Source organism: Halomonas sp. H10-9-1, assembly GCF_040147005.1.
Classification (GTDB): domain Bacteria; phylum Pseudomonadota; class Gammaproteobacteria; order Pseudomonadales; family Halomonadaceae; genus Halomonas.
In genome coordinates this window covers 2,947,690-2,963,530 of the sequence record NZ_JAMSHO010000001.1, presented here as the reverse complement: position 1 = coordinate 2,963,530, position 15,841 = coordinate 2,947,690, and the positions used below count along the sequence as shown (strand labels likewise).

The following is a 15,841-nucleotide window of genomic DNA, read 5'->3' as shown; positions in this document are numbered from 1 at the left end:
CAGGCAATCGGGCACCTGAAACGACAGCGCCCCCGCCGATGGCTCGGCGGGGGCGCTCCCTTTCGGCCCGGCAGGCCTGCCGCTCAGGGCAGCTCCTCGGCCTCGGGGTCCTCCTTCCTCGCCGGAATCAGGTCCTCGCGGTTGAGTCCCAGCGGCAGCAGCAGGGCGCCTGATATATAGATGGAAGAGTAGGTGCCCACCACCACGCCGAGGATCAGGGCGATGGCGAAGCCCTCGATCATGTCACCGCCCAGCGCCAGCAGCGCCACCAGCACCAGCAGGGTGGTACCGGAGGTGGCCAGGGTGCGCGACAGGGTCTGGTTGAGCGATTCGTTGAAGATCGCCGGCATGTCGTCGATACGCGACTTGCGAATATTCTCGCGGATGCGGTCGTAGACCACGATGGTGTCGTTGAGCGAGTAGCCGATCACCGCCAGCACCGCGGCCAGCACGGTCAGGTCGAACTCGAGCTGGAACAGCGAGAAGGCGCCGACCACGATGATCACGTCGTGCATCAGGGCCAGCAGCGCGCCGATCGCGAACTTGTACTGGAAGCGGAAGGCCACATAGAGCATCACGATGCCCAGCGCCACCAGCAGGCCGAGGCCGGACTGGTCGCGCAGCTGGTCACCCACCTGGGCGCCGACGAACTCGGCGCGTACCAGGCTGACCTCCTCGCCACTGCGGCGTAGCAGCTCCACCACACGGTCGCCGACGTCGGCATCGAAGGCCTGCTGCAGGCGGATCAGCACCTCGTTGGCAGCGCCGAAGGTCTGCACCGAGACATCACGGAACTCGGCGGCCTCCAGGGTCTGGCGTACCGCATCGAGCGAGGGCGCCACGGCGTAGCGCACCTCCACCAGGGTGCCGCCGGTGAAGTCCAGGCCCAGGCTGAGCTGCTGGAACAGCAGCGAGGCGAGCGATGCCAGGATCAGCAGGGCGGAGATCCCGAAGGCGATCTTCCGCTTGCCCATGAAGTCGATCTGTCGATTGGCCAGGCTTTTCATGATCACCTCTTATATCCAGAGCTTCTTGACCGGCTTGCCGCCATAGACGAGATTCACCATGGCACGGGTCACCATCAGGGCGGTGAACAGCGAGGTGAGAATGCCCAGCGACAGGGTCACGGCGAAGCCCTTGACCGGTCCGGTGCCGATCGAGAACAGAATCACCGCCACCAGCAGGGTGGTGATGTTGGCGTCGACGATGGAGGAGAAGGCGCGCTCGTAGCCGGCGTGTATCGCCTGCTGTACCGAGAGTCCCGCACGCAGCTCCTCGCGTATTCGCTCGAAGATCAGCACGTTGGCGTCCACCGCCATGCCCAGTGTCAGCACGATGCCGGCGATGCCGGGCAGGGTGAGGGTGGCGCCGAGCATCGACATCGCCGCCACCAGCAGGGTCAGGTTGAGCGCCAGGGCCAGGTTGGCGAAGATGCCGAACACCTTGTAGCGGATCAGCATGAACAGCACCACCAGCAGCAGGCCGATCTGCACCGACATCACGCCACGCTTGATGTTCTCGGCGCCCAGGCTCGGGCCGATGGTGCGCTCCTGCACGAAGTAGATCGGTGCGGCCAGCGAGCCCGAGCGCAGCAGCAGGGAGAGCTCTGCCGCCTCGGTGGGCGAGTCGAGTCCGGTGATGCGGAAGCTGTTGCCCAGGGCGCTCTGGATGGTGGCCAGGCTGATGATGCCGCGCTCGGTGTAGGCATCGCGGACCACGGTCTCCTCGCCGTCGACCATCTCCACGCTGTCGCGGGTCTTGTGCTCGATGTAGACGACCGCCATGTTGCGCCCGATGTTGGTGCGGGTGGCACGGTTCATCAGGGTGCCGCCGGTGCCATCCAGGTCGATGTTGACCTGGGGGCGACCGTTCTCGTCGAAGCTGCGGTTGGCGTTGGAGACCTGGTCACCGGTGATGATCACGTCGCGCATCAGGTCGGCGCTGCGTGACGGCGCATTGCGGAACGTCAGGGTCTCGATCTCGCTGTCCGGCGTATCGGGGCGCGCCTCGAGGCGGAACTCCAGGTTGGCGGTGGCACCGACGATGCGCTTGGCCTCGGCGGTATCCTGCACGCCGGGCAGCTCGACCACGATGCGGTCCGGCCCCTGGCGCTGTACCAGCGGCTCTGCCACCCCCAGCTCGTTCACCCGGTTGCGCAGGGTGGTCAGGTTCTGGTTGATGGCGTAGTCCTGAATCGCGTTGACCGCCTGGTCGGTCAGGGTCATGGCCAGGGCGGCACCGCGCCCGTCGCCACGACTCTCGTACTGGAAGTCGGGGAACTCGCGGCTGATCAGGCTCCGCGCGGTATTGCGATCCTCGGCATCGGTGAAGCTCAGGGTCAGGGTGCGGTCGTCGATCTCGGTGTCGCGGTAGCGGATGCGCTCGTCGCGCAGCAGCTCGCGCATGGCGCTGGCGTTGACCTCCAGGCGCTGGCTGACGGCCGCCTGCATGTCCACTTCCAGCAGGAAGTGCACGCCGCCGCGCAGGTCGAGGCCCAGCGTCATGGGCGAAGCGGAGAGTGACTGCAGCCACCCGGGGGTCGACTCGGCCAGGTTGAGCGCGACCACATACTCCTCGCCGAGCATGGCGGCGACCCGGTCGCGGGCGGCGATCTGGGCGTCGGGGGTGCGCAGGCGTAGCAGGGTGCTGGTCTGGCTACGTTCGGTGTTCTTGATCTCGATGCCGGCATCGTTCAAGGATGCCTGGATACTCTCGAGCTGGCGTTCATCGATAGTGGCGTCGCCGCGTTCGCTACTGATCTGGATCGCCGGATCTTCCGGGAAGAGATTGGGCAGCGAGTAGATCAGGCCGATGAGCAGGACGATGAGTATCAGCAGATACTTCCACAGGGGATAACGGTTGAGCATGCGGGCCCTGTCCTAGATAGCTGACGATAGGTTGCTGAAAAGCAGGAGGAGCTGACGCGATCACGCCACGACCGACGCCGGCAGTGCCTGGGCGGCGGTCGAAGGACGGCCCTGCCGCGTGAAACAGCCGGGGCCGGGTAGGACACGAGTCAGATGGACTTGATGGTGCCCTTGGGCAACACGGCGGCCACGGCGTTCTTCTGCACGCTGACCTCGGTGCCTTCGGCGATCTGCATGGTCAGGAACTCGCTGTCCTCGCTCACCTTGGTGATGCGACCCAACATGCCGCCGCCGATGACGATCTCGTCACCCTTGGAGAGGTTGCCGATCAGCTGCTTGTGCTGCTTGGCGCGCTTGGCCTGGGGGCGCCACAGCAGGAAGTAGAAGATGGCAACGAAACCGACCAGCATGACGATCTGGGCGATACCGCCCCCGGCGGGAGCGTCCTGGGCATAGGCCGGCGCGATGAAGAAATCCAGCATGGATGTGGGTCTCCTGGTTGGGATGGGTAAGAGGGTCTGCCGTGCTGTCGCGGGGCAGTGGCGACCGGTGCCCTGCCCTCAGGGCGCGCACCGGCGGCTGTCAATTCGGGGCGGGAGGCACCGGCAGCCCGCGCCGGGCATAGAAGCCTTCCACGAAGTGGGTCAATGTACCCGCTTCAATGGCACCGCGCAAACCGGCCATGAGTCGCTGGTAGTGGCGCAGATTGTGGATCGTATTGAGCATCGAACCGAGCATCTCGCCGCAGCGATCCAGGTGGTGCAGGTAGGCCCGGGAGAAGTGCTGGCAGGTGTAGCAGTCGCACTCTGCCTCCAGCGGGCCGGTGTCATGGCGGTGCCGGGCATTGCGGATCTTCACGGTGCCCTCCGCCGTGAAAAGGTGGCCATTGCGGGCATTGCGGGTCGGCATCACGCAGTCGAACATGTCGATGCCCCGGCGCACTCCCTCCACCAGGTCCTCGGGCTTGCCCACGCCCATCAGGTAGCGGGGCTTGTCTTCCGGCATCCAGGCGGGCAGGTAGTCGAGGACCTTGATCATCTCCTCCTTGGGCTCGCCCACCGAGAGGCCGCCGATGGCAAGGCCGTCGAAGCCGATCTCCATCAGACCCTCGAGGGAGCGCTCGCGGAGTTCGGGGTACATGCCGCCCTGGACGATGCCGAACAGCGCCGCGGGGGAGTCGCCGTGGGCCGCCCGGGAGCGCTCGGCCCAGCGCAGCGAGCGCTCCATGGAGAGTCGCGCCTCCTTCTCGGTGGCCGGGTAGGGGGTGCACTCGTCGAAGATCATCACCACATCGGAGCCAAGCGAGCGCTGCACCGCCATGGACTCCTCGGGGCCCATGAATACCTTGGCGCCGTCCACCGGCGAGCGGAAGTGTACGCCCTGTTCGGTGATCTTGCGCATGGCGCCCAGCGAGAAGACCTGGAAGCCGCCAGAGTCGGTGAGGATCGGCTTGTGCCACTGGGCGAAGTCATGCAGGTCGCCGTGGGCCTCGATCACCTCCATGCCGGGACGCAGCCAGAGGTGGAAGGTGTTGCCGAGGATGATCTCGGCGCCGATATCGGCAACCGACTGGGGGGTCATCCCCTTGACGGTGCCATAGGTGCCCACCGGCATGAAGGCGGGCGTCTCCACTGTTCCCCTTGGGAAGGTGAGGCGGCCGCGGCGCGCCCGGCCATCGCTGGCCAGGCGCTCGAAGCTCATGAAACATTCGTCTCGCATGTAAAATCTCAACGCTGGGACAAGGCGTCTTGAGGAAGGTCAGGCAAGGCAAGCGCTGTCGAGGAACACGGAGTTTACGGGTGTAAATGAGTGTTTTGAGACAGCGTTTAACGCAGCATGGCCAAACTCAGGACGTCTTGCGGGTCAGGAACATGGCATCGCCATAGCTGAAGAAGGCATAGCGCTCGGCCACCGCCTCGCGGTAGGCCGCCAGGGTGGTGTCGTAGCCGGCGAAAGAGGCCACCAGCATCAGCAGGGTGGACTCCGGCAAGTGGAAGTTGGTGACCAGGGCATCCACGCAACGCCAGGCGTAACCGGGATAGATGAAGATATCGGTCTCGCCGCGGTAGGGGGCGATCTCGCCATCCTTGCTGTTGGCGCAGGCGCTCTCGAGGCAGCGCACGCTGGTGGTGCCCACGGCGATGACCCGGCGGCCCGCGGCCCGCGCGACGCGCACCTGCTCACAGGTGGTCTCGTCCACTTCCAGCCACTCGCTGTGCATCTGGTGCTCGCGGATATCGTCGACGCGCACCGGCTGGAAGGTGCCAGCGCCCACGTGCAGGGTAACGAAGGCGCGCTCGATGCCCTTCTCGGCCAGCGCCGCGAGCAGCGGCTCATCGAAGTGCAGCCCCGCGGTGGGGGCGGCCACGGCACCGTCGCGACGCGCGTAGACCGTCTGGTAGCGGTCGCGGTCGCTGCTTTCGTCGTCGCGGTCGATATAGGGCGGCAGCGGCATGTGCCCGTGACGCTCGAGCAGCTCGATCAGCGGCGTGTCGCCGAGGAAGCGTAGCTCGAACAGGGCATCACGGCGCCCCTCCACAACGGCGCGCACATCGCCTTCGAAGATCAGCTCGGTGCCGGGCTTGGGCGACTTGCTGGAGCGCAGGTGGGCCAGGCCGCGGTGAACATCCAGGGGGCGCTCGAGCAGCATCTCCACCTTGCCGCCGCTGGCCTTGTGGCCGTGCAGCCGTGCCGGGATCACCCGCGTGTCGTTGAACACCAGCAGGTCGCCTGGCTCGAGCAGTTCGAGCAGGTCCGGGAAGCGTCGGTGGGTGAGTCCGCCGCTCGCGCCATCCACGCACAGCAGTCGGCAGTCGGTACGCTGCTCGGAAGGGTAGCGGGCGATCAACTCGTCGGGGAGCTCGAAATGGAAGTCGGCGCGCTGCATGCGGTTCGGGGTCCGGTGGTTTCTGGCAAGCCGCCTAGGATACCGGCTCGCTGGCGCGAAGTCAGGCCCGAGATTGACCTGCCGGGCGGCCCACGTATAATGCTCGCGGCGTTGCCGGCGTGGCGGAATTGGTAGACGCAGCGGATTCAAAATCCGCCGGGTGCAAGCCCTTGTCGGTTCGAGTCCGACCGCCGGTACCAAGCAGCTTCCGTTCCAGACAGCCACTTGAGCCATCAGCTCAAGTGGCTGTCTGCGTTTATGGGCCTCCCGAGGCTGGTCGGCCCTCGCTCAGCGGCCACGTCGGCGCCGTGTGACCAGCAGCAGGATCCCCAGCAGTACCAGCACGGGGCCGATGAAGCCGATCGGGCTGGCAGCTTGCCAGCCCACGATGGGCAGCAGGGCGCCGAGGCCGATCATCAGCCAGGCGAAGAGTCGAACCGACATGGGGCGCTCCATAACGAAGGGTCCCTCAGTCTAGCCGTTGGCGAGGGGGGCTGCAGCCCGGGGCAGGGCAACAGGACTGTTGTAGCGTCTCGGGATATCGTATGGTGGTGGTTCACAGTCCTTCGCCCACTAGCGGGTGGGGGGCTGTTTTCGTTGGATACCATGGTAAGCGTATAATCATCGTTTATCAGCGTTCAGGAGGTGCCATGCAGTCTCGTCCCCCCATCATCATCAACCGGCTCGATGCCGACCGTCTGCAGCGCCTGATCGATGAGGCCAGCGACAAGGACCTCTTCGTGGCCGATGCCCTCGAGCAGGAGCTCGAGCGCGGCGAGGTGGTCGACCCCGAGGAGATTCCCGAGGATGTGGTCAGCATGAACAGCCGCGTCCAGTTCACCGACCTGGCCCGCGGACGTCAGATGATTCGCACCCTGGTCTATCCCCGTTCGATGGGCGAGGTGGAAGATGCCATCTCGGTGATGGCGCCGGTGGGCGCAGGCCTGATCGGCATGCGGGTCGGCGATACCATCGACTGGCCGCTGCCCGATGGCGGCCAGGTCCACCTGCGTGTGGATGCCATCCTGTGGCAGCCCGAGCGCGAGAAGCAGTACCACCGCTGAGGCCCACCGCGATGCCCTTGTCCCTGTGGCTCTCCCTGGCGACGGTGTGCGCCATGGGCGCTATATCACCTGGCCCCAGCCTGGCCATGGTGCTGCGCCACACCCTGGGCGGTGGCCGTGCCCCGGGGGTGGTGGCAGGGCTCTCCCACGCCCTGGGGGTGGGCTTCTACGCCTTGCTGACGGTATGGGGGCTAGGCGCGTTGATCGTGCGCCAGCCCATGCTGTTTCAGGTCATCTCCTGGGGCGGCGCCGCCTATCTGGCCTGGCTGGGCATCAGGGCCCTGCGTGCCGGACGTGCCGGCCCGCTGGAGACGGCGGGAGCGCCTACCACGCGCCGCCAGGCGGCCCGCGACGGCGTGCTGGTGGCGCTGGGCAACCCCAAGCTGATCCTGTTCTTCATCGCCCTGCTCAGCCAGTTCGTTACACCCGATATGAGCCTGACGGCCCAGGTGCTGATCGTGCTCACCGCCATGCTGATCGACGCCGGCTGGTATGTGCTGGTGGCCCTTGGGCTCTCCCACTCGCGGGTGCTGCCCTGGCTGCAGGCCCGCGCCCACTGGATCAACCGTGCCACCGGGGTGCTGCTGCTGGCGCTGGCAGCACGAGTGGTCAGCGGCCCGCTGCTCGCCTGATCGGCAGGCGCCAGCGTTGATGGGGAGTCTCAGGGTGCGATGCGCGTCAGCACCTCCGCCACCGGAGAGGCGCTGGGCAGCACGCCGTAGGCGGGGCTCGCCTCAGCCCCCAGCCGTGCCCGGCAGAATACCTCGCCGACCGCATTCGGCGCGTGGCGCAGCAGCAGCGCTCCCTGCAGGCACTGGGCCAGGCGCTGGGTGAGCCAGCGCGCCCGCGGCTCCAGTACCTCCGGAGGGGCTTCCAGCAGTCGCTCCAGGTCCCCCAGGGCGTCGTCAAGCTCCCGGACCTGTCCCCGCGCCGGGGCGAGCTCCTGCCACAGCGCCTCCAGCGCGCTGGGATGGCGTGCCAGCACCCGCAGCACATCCAGGCAGATGACGTTGCCCGAGCCCTCCCAGATGGAGTTGACCGGGGCCTCGCGATAGAGCCGTGCCAGCGGCGACTCCTCCACGTAGCCGATGCCACCCAGGCACTCCATGGCTTCGGCCATGAAGCCGGGACCGCGCCTGTTGTGCCAGTACTTGGCCAGCGTCGGGAGCAGCCGGGCCAGGGCGCGCTCGGCCTCGTCGCCCCGGGCCGCGCCGTCGAAGGCCCGGGCGGCGCGCAGCATCAGGGCCACCCCGGCCTCCACCTCCAGCGCCAGGTCGGCGATCACCGCCCGCATCAGCGGTTGCTCGGCGAGCGGGCGGCCGAAGGCGTGACGTCCCTGGGCGTAGCGCCATGCCTCGCCGAGGGCCTGGCGCATCATGCCTACCGGGGCGCTGGCGGCGTCCAGGCGGGTCTGCTGCACCATCTCGAGGATGGTCGCGATGCCTCGGTCGGGTGGGCCGATGGGGACCGCCCAGGCGTTGCGGTACTCGATCTCTGCCGAGGCATTGGCGCGGTTGCCGCACTTCTCCTTGAGGCGCTGCAGCTCGATGGCGTTGCGCTCGCCGTCGGGGGTGAAGCGCGGTACCAGAAAGCACCCTAGCCCCGCCTCGGTCTGCGCCAGGGTCAGGAAGGCGTCGGACATGGGGGCGCTGCAGAACCACTTGTGACCGGTCAAGCGCCACCCGTCACCGGTCGGCTCCGCCTGGGTCGCGGCGAGGGGATCGGCTCGCGCGGCGGCGAGGGGTTCGGCTCGCGTGGCGGCGAGGGGGGCGGCTCGCGTGGAATTGCTACGCACGTCGCTGCCGCCCTGCTTCTCGGTCATGGCCATGCCGAAGGTGAGCCCCCGTTTATGCGCCGCCGGCAGCGCCCGTGGGTCGTAGTGGCTGGCCAGCAGGCCGGGCCCCCAGTGGGCCTCCGCGCCGGGGGAGTGGCGCAGCACTGGCATGGCGGCATGGGTCATGGTCACCGGGCAGCAGAACCCCGGTTCGGCCTGGGTCAGCAGGTAGAGGGCGGCGATATGGGCCTGGTGGCCGCCGTTGCCCTCCTCCTGCCAGGCCACGGCGTGCCAGCCGCCCTCGATGGCCAGGGTCATCAGCTGGTGATAGGCGGGGTGGTAGGTCACCTCGTCGAGGCGCCTGCCATGACGGTCGAAGAGACGCAGCTCCGGCGGGTGGCGGTTCGCGCTCTCGCCTAGGCTGCGTTAACAATTGCTGATGGAGATCGGGCTGATTTAGAATATCAGCATTTTTCGGTGATCTATGCCTCGGCTAATGCTACGTGATGACCAATGGGAGCGCATCGAGCACATGCTCCCCGGCAAAGCTTCAGATCGCGGGGTGACGGCCAAGGACAATCGCTTGTTCGTGGAAGCCGTCCTGTGGATCGCCCGGACAGGCGCTCCCTGGCGTGATCTGCCCGACGCCTTCGGTCGCTGGCACACTGTCTACATGCGCTATAACCGGTGGTCTAAGAAGGGGGTCTGGCAGCAGGTTATCGACACATTAGCCGATGATCCCGACATGGAGCAGCTGATGATAGATGGCAGTATCGTCAAAGTTCATCAGCATGGGGCGGCAAAAAAACGGCTCAGAGCACCGAAGCCATGGGGAAATCGCGTGGGGGATTGAGCACCAAGATCCACGCGGCGGTCGATGCCCTCGGCAACCCGGTACGGCTAATCCTCACACCGGGCCAAGCGTCTGAGTACGGAGCCGCCCCAGCGTTACTGGCGGGCTTTTCTCCAGCGGCGGTGCTTGGCGACAAGGGGTATGATTCCACCGCTTTGAGGGACATCATTCGAGCGGTGGGCGCCGAGCCGGTGATTCCGCCGAGAAAGAATCGCTTGGAATGCCCCGAGATAGATTGGCACTGTTACAAGGATCGCAATCTGGTAGAAAGGTTCTTCCAGAAAATCAAGCAGTTCAGGCGGCTGGCAACACGCTATGAGCGACTGGCGAGAAACTACCAGTCGCTACTCAACCTTGTATCCGCCGTCATATGGCTGGCCTAATTGTTAACGCTCCCTAGTGCCTGGACGCGTTCGCTGCCGGTGTCGCGGCCCAATGCGGCGAGCCTCTCGGCGACCCACGCCGGCGCCTCCCGGGCCAGCGCCTCGCGCAACGGAAGGTCCTCGGCGAGCAGGTCGCGATCGCCGGCCGGGGGCGGTTGGTTGGCCACCTCATGGGTGGCCAGGTGGTGGCGAGGGGCGTAGTCGGGCATGGCGGGTCTCCGCATCGGCGGCCTTGACTGAGCATGGAAGTCGTGACGCCTGCGGTCAACGTGACGCCACGCCACCGACTGGTTAGGCTTGGGACATTTCCCGGGGAGACGTCCATGTTCGAAGATCCGCACTTGCCGACACCGCATGTCGCCCGCGAACGCATCCAGCTGGTGGATGCCTGCAATCGCCCCTGCGGCAGCGCCTGGCGATCCGAGATGCGCCGTTTCCGGTTCTGGCACCGCGCCACCTACGTGGTGGTGCGCAACACTCGCGGTGAGCTCTGCGTGCAGCGCCGCACCCTGACCAAGGAAGTTTTCCCCGGTGGCCTCGACCTGGCCGCCGGTGGCGTGGTGGGGGCCGGCGAGGCGGTGCACCTGGCGGCCCGTCGCGAGCTCGAGGAGGAACTGGGCATCCGCGGTGTGACGCTGGTGCCGGCGGGTGGCTTCGTGCATGCCCTGGGCGGCAACCATATCTTCGGTAGCCTCTACCTGATCGAGCACGACGGCCCGCTGGCACTCCAGGCCGAGGAGGTGGCCGAGGCGTTCTGGCTGCCGCCCGCCGAGGCCCTGGCCCTCGCCGAGGTGACCCCGGACACTCGCCAGGCGGTGGAGGTGCTGCGTGATGCCGGGCTACTCGAGGTGGCGTCATGAACCGACCGGTCCGCCTCAATGAGCTGGACGCCGTGCTGGCAGCCCTCGAGGGGGTGATACTGGGCAAGTCCCGGGAGGTGCGCCTGGCGCTCTGCTGCCTGTTGTGCCGAGGGCACCTGCTGATCGAGGACCTGCCGGGGCTGGGCAAGACCACCCTGGCCCAGTCGCTGGCCCGGGTTACCGGCCTGGACATGCAGCGCCTGCAGTTCACCAGTGATCTGCTGCCTGCCGACGTGCTCGGCGTCTCGGTGTTCGATCCGCGCGAGGCGCGCTTCACCTTCCATCCCGGGCCGATCTTCCACAGCGTGGTGCTCGCCGACGAGATCAACCGCGCCACTCCCAAGACCCAGAGTGCCCTCCTCGAGGCCATGGAGGAGGGACGGGTGACCGTTGAGGGCGAGACCCGCCCGCTGCCGGATCCCTTCTTCGTCATCGCGACTCAGAACCCCCAGGAGCAGGCCGGCACCTTTGCGCTGCCGGAATCCCAGTTGGACCGTTTCCTGATGCGCCTTTCGCTGGGTTACCCCGACACCCGCGCCGAGCGCGAGATCCTGCGCGGGCATGCCGGCCGCGAGCGCCTGGCCGAGCTGCCGGCGCTGCTCGCCGCCGAACAGCTGCGCACCTGGCAGGCGCGGCTGGCCACTATCCATGTTGCCGAGGCGCTGCTCGACTATGTGCAGGCACTGGTTGGCGCCAGCCGCGAGCACCCGGAGCTTGCCTGGGGGCTCTCCACACGCGGAGCCCTGGCACTGCTCCAGGCGGCACGCGGCTGGGCACTGCTCGAAGGCCGCGACTACGTGCTGCCCGAGGACGTCCAGGCGGTGTGGGTGCCGGTGGTGGGACATCGCCTGAGCAGCGGTCGGCGCGAGGAGGGCGAGGCCCTGGCTCGCCACCTGCTGGCCCGCGTGCCGGTGATGGGCTAGCCGTGCTGTCGCGGGCGTCGCGCCAGCGCTGGTGGCGCCGGGCGGCGATCGCCCCCGGCACGCCGCTGCCCCAGCGTCGGTTGTTCCTGCTGCCCACCCGCTTCGGCCTGGGCTGGGCGGTGCTGGTCCTGTTGCTGCTGTTGTTCGGCATCAACTACCAGAACAGCCTCGCCTACGGGCTGGCCTTCTGGCTGTTTGCGGTGGCGGCCGTGGCCCTGCTGCGCACCTGGCGCAACCTGATCGGCGTGCGTACCACCCTGCGCCTGCCTGCCGAGACCTTCGCCGGGGATGAGGCGCGCCTGGGGGTGGTGCTGGACGGCGGGCGTCCGCGCCACGCCATCGAGCTGCATGCCGACGGGGCGAGGGTGGCCCTCGACCTGCCCGAGGGCCATGGCCGGGCGGACCTGGCCCTGTCGGCCCCGGCGCGTGGCGAGACGCACTTGCCGCTGCTGCGCCTGGAGAGCGCCTGGCCGCTGGGTCTGGTTCGCGCCGTGGCCTGGTTGGCGAGCGACGAAACGCTGCTGGTCTATCCTCGGCCGCGGGTGGAGGAGATCCCCGAGCACCGCCAGGTCGGGGCGGGCCTGGAGGCCACCGACTTCGCCGGCCTGCGTCGTGCCGAGCCCGGCGACAGCCCGGCCCGCCTGGCCTGGAAACAGTGGAGCCGCACCGGAGTGTTGGCGGCCAAGGCGTTCAGCGTGCCGCCCCGGCAGCAGCTGTGGCTGGACTACGATGCCTGTCGCGGCGACCCTGAGACCCGCCTGTCGATCCTCTGTGGGCGGGTACTGGCCCATCACCAGGCCGGCGACCGTTACGGGCTGCGCCTGCCGGGAGTGAGCCTGGCCCAGGGCGAGGGTGTGGCCCAACGCCGCCAGGCGCTGACGGCACTGGCGCGCTTTCGTCCTCCCGGCACGCCGGGAGGTACGCCATGAGCCCGGGCGAGGCGCGGTCGGCGGTACTGGCCGATGGCCGGGCCTTGAGTGCGGCCATGCTGCGACGGCTGTTCGTCGGCCAGTGCCTGGTGCTGGCCCTGCACCTGCCCTTCATGCCCGCCTGGATGGTGGGCCTCGCCGCCCTGGTGGCCGGCTACCGTTACCTGCAGCTGCGCCGCCGCCTACCGCGTGCCGGGGTGGTGCTGCGCCTGGCCGGCGTGGCGGCGCTGACCGGCGGCCTCTGGCTGCACTACGGCACGCTGGGACGCATGGAGTCGATGATCGGCCTGCTGCTGGGGGTCTACCTGCTCAAGCTGCTCGAGACCCATACCCGCCGCGACGCCCGGGTGGTGGTGCTGATCGGCATGGTCGCCACCACCGTGGCCTTCCTCCATGACCAGGGCATTCCCATGGCCGCCGGCGCTCTGATGGTGGTGGCTTGGCTGATGCACTCGCTGGTGTGGCTGGCCGGCGCTGCCACCGCACGCCAGGCGTGGCGCGAGAGCGCCTGGCTGCTGGGGCTCTCTGCGCCGCTGATGGTGATGCTGTTCCTGGCGTTCCCTCGGCTCGGGCCGCTGTGGAACCTGCCCCAGGCAGAACGTGCCGCTACCGGGCTCACCGACGAGATCGCCCCGGGGGACATCGCCGAGCTGTCGCGCAGCGATCGGCGTGCCTTTCGAGCGCGCTTCGAAGGCGACGAGCCGGCCCCCGGGGAGCGCTACTGGCGTGTCTATACCCTCTCGGAATTCGATGGCGAGCGCTGGCGTAGGGTTTCGCCAGAGCGCCTTGCCACAGGCGAGGGGCGGGACCTGCGCGAGCTGGTGGCCGAGGGCGCGCGCGTACCCTGGTCGAGCGGCGCCGAGCCGCGCTTCATGGCGGAGCTGCTGCTGGAGCCCGACAGTCGCCCCTGGCGGCCCTCGCTGGGGGCTCCCCTGGAAAGCGACGAGCGACTGCGCTGGCTCGCCGACGGCACCGTGGAGGGGCTCGCGCCGCTTGCCTCGCGCAGCCTGCTGCGCCTGGCGAGCAGCGGCTTGGCACCGAGCTGGCCCGGGCCCCTGGAGACGCGCTGGTACACCCGGTTGCCGGGCGATGCCAACCCGCGCAGCCGCGCGCTGGCCGAACGCCTGTGGCGGCAGGCCCAGGGCGAGCCCCGTGCTTTCCTGGCGGCAGTGATGGCGCGCTTCGGCGAGGCGCCGTTCCGCTACACCCTGGCGCCGCCGCGACTGGCCTCCCACGACCGGGTCGACGAGTTCCTGTTCGAGAGTCGCGCCGGCTACTGCACCCATTACGCCTCGGCCATGGCGGTGCTGGCTCGATCGGTGGGGTTGCCGGCGCGCATCGTGGCCGGCTTCCTGGGCGGTGAGCGCCATCCGGATGGCCACTACACGGTGCGCGACTACGACGCCCACGCCTGGGTGGAGGTGTGGCTGGAGGGTGCCTGGCAGCGCCTCGATCCTACCGCTGCCATTGCACCGGAGCGCATCGAGCAGGGGGCCGAGGCGGTGGAGGATGGCGGCGAGGCCTTCCTGGCCGACTCCCCCTTTTCGCCGCTGCGCATGCGCGAGCTGGGCTGGATCAATCGCTTGCGCCTGGACTGGGAGCGCCTGGAGTATCGTTGGCAGCGAGGAGTGATCGGCTACCGTGACGAGGCGCGCAGCGCGCTTCTGGCCCGGGTGGTCGAGCGGCTGCACGCCTTCTGGGGCGCTCTGCTGGACCTGCTCCCGGGGCGCGGCCCGGTGGCGTGGTGGGTGGGCCTGGCGCTTGTCCTCGCGGCGCTGGGCGGGCTGGCGGGAGGGTTGCACCTCGCCTGGCGCCGCTATAGGGAGGGGCGCGACGAGGCGCTGCGCATCCGCCGGCTACAGGCCTGGCTTTCCCGACGCGGCATGCCGCCCCGCGAGGGTGAGTCGCCGGCCGGCCATCTGCGTCGCCTGGCCGACTCTGCGGGGGCCGCCGGTCCCGCGCTGCGCGACTGTGCTCATCAGTTCGAGCGGTTGCGTTATGCGCCCCTGGGAGCAGCGGAGCGTCGTGCCCGGTGCCAGGCCCTCGGGCGCCGCGTCGCCGAGGTGCGCCGCCGGTTGGCCGGGCAGGGGGCCACGGGGTAGCGCCGCCGCGGGTGGCGTGGCATCGTGAGGGTCATCGACCATCAAGGCCTGCGCATGTCTATCCACGACCAACAGTGCCGCACTGCCCAGGGCGAGCCCTTCAACTTCGGCGCGCTGCGTGGCCAGGTGCTGCTTATCGTCAACGTCGCCAGCCGCTGTGGCTTCACGCCCCAGCTGCGCGAGCTCGAGCGCCTCTATCGTCGCTACCGCCAGCGCGGCTTCATGGTGATCGGCTTCCCCAGCAACCAGTTCGGCCGCCAGTCGCCGGAGTCGGCGCAGGAGTTCTGCGCCCTGAGCGCCCGCGACTACCAGGTCAGTTTTCCGCTGATGGAGAAGGTGAAGGTCAACGGGAGCGGCGCCCATCCGCTGTTCGTCGAACTCAAGCAGGAGGCGCCGGGACTGCTGGGCACTGGCCTGATCAAGTGGAACTTCACCAAGTTCCTGGTGGGGCGCGACGGCCGGGTGATCCGCCGCTTCGCGCCGCGCGCCGGGGAGCACGAGCTGCGCATCGCGCTGGAGCTGGCACTGGACGAGGTGTAGGGGAAGCCCCGTCTGGGGTCAGCCCCTGAGGCCTCCCCAGGAATATTGCCTCTGAATCAATAGGCTGCATCTACCTGGTGGATGCTCGAGCGCTCGGTGCAGCCCTTGGGGTCTGACCCCCAGGTTGTTGATTGCTCAGTCATATCAGAGTGTTGGCGCAACACGCAGCAGCGGGGTCAGACCCCAAGGGCGTGGGGATTCGTCAGGGTCAGCCCCCAGGATCCAGGAACCGGGGCATCATGGCGGCGTCTCGCCGCGCTCCACTATCAGGCGGCCGATGAGTTCGTTCCAGCGGTGCCGGGTCATCATGGTGGTTAGCCCCGAGAAGAGCGCCCAGCTCTTGCGCCGCCAGCCCTTGAGGCGCAGGTTGTGGGCCACCAGCTGCTTCATCAGGGCATACTCGTCGAAGCGCCGCCATTCGCCGACCACCGACATCTGGTGGCGTGCCAGTACCGGCGCCAGCTCGATGCGGAACACCCACTCCAGTTCATCCACGCTGAGCCCGTGGCGCTCGATGACCGCGAGCATCTGCGCGTAGTCGCGCTCGCCGGGCTCACGCTCCAGCCACAGCGGTGCGAGCGCCAGCCACAGCTCGCCGCGTTCGTCGACCAGGGTCTGGGCATCCATCGTTTGCTCCCGGGTATCTTCGCTAGGGTAAT

Annotated in this window: 17 protein-coding genes, 1 tRNA gene and 1 pseudogene; 9 read left to right on the top strand and 10 right to left on the bottom strand. The window is 68.2% G+C overall.

The annotated features are described in order from the left end of the window. Positions 1-83: 83 nt before the first annotated feature. From secF to queA, 5 genes are all read right to left on the bottom strand, one after another. Entirely contained in the window at positions 84-1,007 is a 924-nt protein-coding gene (secF, locus tag NFH66_RS13620; RefSeq protein WP_349610753.1) for a protein translocase subunit SecF, read from the bottom strand. 9 nt (positions 1,008-1,016) lie between these two features. Further along, positions 1,017-2,867, bottom strand: a complete 1,851-nt coding sequence (gene secD / locus NFH66_RS13615; protein WP_349610752.1) for a protein translocase subunit SecD — start codon at positions 2,865-2,867, stop codon at positions 1,017-1,019. Between the two features lie 149 nt (positions 2,868-3,016). After that, on the bottom strand, positions 3,017-3,349 hold the full coding sequence (gene yajC / locus NFH66_RS13610) for a preprotein translocase subunit YajC (protein ID WP_349610751.1): 333 nt from the start codon (positions 3,347-3,349) through the stop codon (positions 3,017-3,019). 100 nt (positions 3,350-3,449) lie between these two features. After that, positions 3,450-4,568, bottom strand: a complete 1,119-nt coding sequence (gene tgt, locus NFH66_RS13605; protein WP_349610750.1) for a tRNA guanosine(34) transglycosylase Tgt — start codon at positions 4,566-4,568, stop codon at positions 3,450-3,452. A 145-nt stretch (positions 4,569-4,713) separates the two neighbouring features. Beyond that, entirely contained in the window at positions 4,714-5,754 is a 1,041-nt protein-coding gene (gene queA, locus NFH66_RS13600) for a tRNA preQ1(34) S-adenosylmethionine ribosyltransferase-isomerase QueA (RefSeq protein WP_349610749.1), read from the bottom strand. Positions 5,755-5,867: 113 nt separating this feature from the next. Here queA and NFH66_RS13595 point away from each other — a divergent pair. Beyond that, a tRNA-Leu gene (locus NFH66_RS13595) sits at positions 5,868-5,954 on the top strand. 88 nt (positions 5,955-6,042) lie between these two features. Here NFH66_RS13595 and NFH66_RS13590 read toward each other — a convergent pair. Next, positions 6,043-6,198, bottom strand: coding sequence for a hypothetical protein (locus tag NFH66_RS13590; RefSeq protein ID WP_349610748.1), 156 nt, complete (start codon positions 6,196-6,198; stop codon positions 6,043-6,045). Between the two features lie 206 nt (positions 6,199-6,404). On the opposite strand from NFH66_RS13590, the gene rnk reads away from it, so the two are divergent. Both rnk and NFH66_RS13580 read left to right on the top strand, forming a co-directional pair. Beyond that, complete coding sequence (gene rnk / locus NFH66_RS13585; RefSeq protein WP_349610747.1) at positions 6,405-6,818, top strand: nucleoside diphosphate kinase regulator; 414 nt, start codon at positions 6,405-6,407, stop codon at positions 6,816-6,818. Between the two features lie 11 nt (positions 6,819-6,829). Next, positions 6,830-7,450: a LysE family translocator gene (locus NFH66_RS13580; protein ID WP_349610746.1), complete on the top strand. Its 621-nt coding sequence runs from the start codon at positions 6,830-6,832 to the stop codon at positions 7,448-7,450. A 29-nt stretch (positions 7,451-7,479) separates the two neighbouring features. Here NFH66_RS13580 and NFH66_RS13575 read toward each other — a convergent pair whose 3' ends face one another. Continuing rightward, the gene (locus tag NFH66_RS13575; RefSeq protein WP_349611741.1) at positions 7,480-8,640 is read right to left on the bottom strand and encodes an acyl-CoA dehydrogenase family protein; all 1,161 of its coding nucleotides are present in this window, start codon (positions 8,638-8,640) and stop codon (positions 7,480-7,482) included. A gap of 60 nt (positions 8,641-8,700) precedes the next feature. Beyond that, a pseudogene (locus NFH66_RS13570) lies at positions 8,701-9,003 on the bottom strand (DNA alkylation response protein); the annotation flags it as partial. Positions 9,004-9,076: 73 nt separating this feature from the next. On the opposite strand from NFH66_RS13570, the gene NFH66_RS13565 reads away from it, so the two are divergent. After that, positions 9,077-9,828, top strand: a protein-coding gene (locus NFH66_RS13565) for an IS5 family transposase (RefSeq protein ID WP_371317400.1) whose coding sequence is annotated in 2 segments (ribosomal slippage) — positions 9,077-9,400 and positions 9,403-9,828 — 750 coding nt in all. Because the reading frame shifts where the segments join, the coding sequence is not laid out codon by codon here. Here NFH66_RS13565 and NFH66_RS13560 read toward each other — a convergent pair. Then, positions 9,825-10,037 (bottom strand): hypothetical protein, encoded by a 213-nt coding sequence (locus NFH66_RS13560; protein WP_349610745.1) that lies wholly within the window; start codon positions 10,035-10,037, stop codon positions 9,825-9,827. The two genes, NFH66_RS13565 and NFH66_RS13560, sit on opposite strands and share 4 nt — an antisense overlap. A 114-nt stretch (positions 10,038-10,151) precedes the next feature. On the opposite strand from NFH66_RS13560, the gene NFH66_RS13555 reads away from it, so the two are divergent. From NFH66_RS13555 to NFH66_RS13535, 5 genes are read left to right on the top strand one after another with little or no spacing between them, the layout of a single operon-like run. Continuing rightward, positions 10,152-10,688, top strand: a complete 537-nt coding sequence (locus NFH66_RS13555; protein WP_349610744.1) for an NUDIX hydrolase — start codon at positions 10,152-10,154, stop codon at positions 10,686-10,688. Next, a complete protein-coding gene (locus NFH66_RS13550) occupies positions 10,685-11,611 on the top strand; it encodes an AAA family ATPase (protein WP_349610743.1) in 927 nt (308 codons plus the stop codon). Before NFH66_RS13555 ends, NFH66_RS13550 begins: the two co-directional genes overlap by 4 nt. 2 nt (positions 11,612-11,613) lie before the next feature. Further along, entirely contained in the window at positions 11,614-12,540 is a 927-nt protein-coding gene (locus NFH66_RS13545; protein WP_349610742.1) for a DUF58 domain-containing protein, read from the top strand. After that, complete coding sequence (locus NFH66_RS13540; RefSeq protein ID WP_349610741.1) at positions 12,537-14,642, top strand: transglutaminase TgpA family protein; 2,106 nt, start codon at positions 12,537-12,539, stop codon at positions 14,640-14,642. Before NFH66_RS13545 ends, NFH66_RS13540 begins: the two co-directional genes overlap by 4 nt. Before the next feature lie 54 nt (positions 14,643-14,696). Next, on the top strand, positions 14,697-15,182 hold the full coding sequence (locus NFH66_RS13535) for a glutathione peroxidase (protein ID WP_349610740.1): 486 nt from the start codon (positions 14,697-14,699) through the stop codon (positions 15,180-15,182). A 237-nt stretch (positions 15,183-15,419) separates the two neighbouring features. Here the strand turns inward: NFH66_RS13535 and NFH66_RS13530 are convergent, their stop codons facing one another. Beyond that, on the bottom strand, positions 15,420-15,809 hold the full coding sequence (locus tag NFH66_RS13530) for a DUF7079 family protein (RefSeq protein WP_349610739.1): 390 nt from the start codon (positions 15,807-15,809) through the stop codon (positions 15,420-15,422). Between the last annotated feature and the right edge of the window lie 32 nt (positions 15,810-15,841).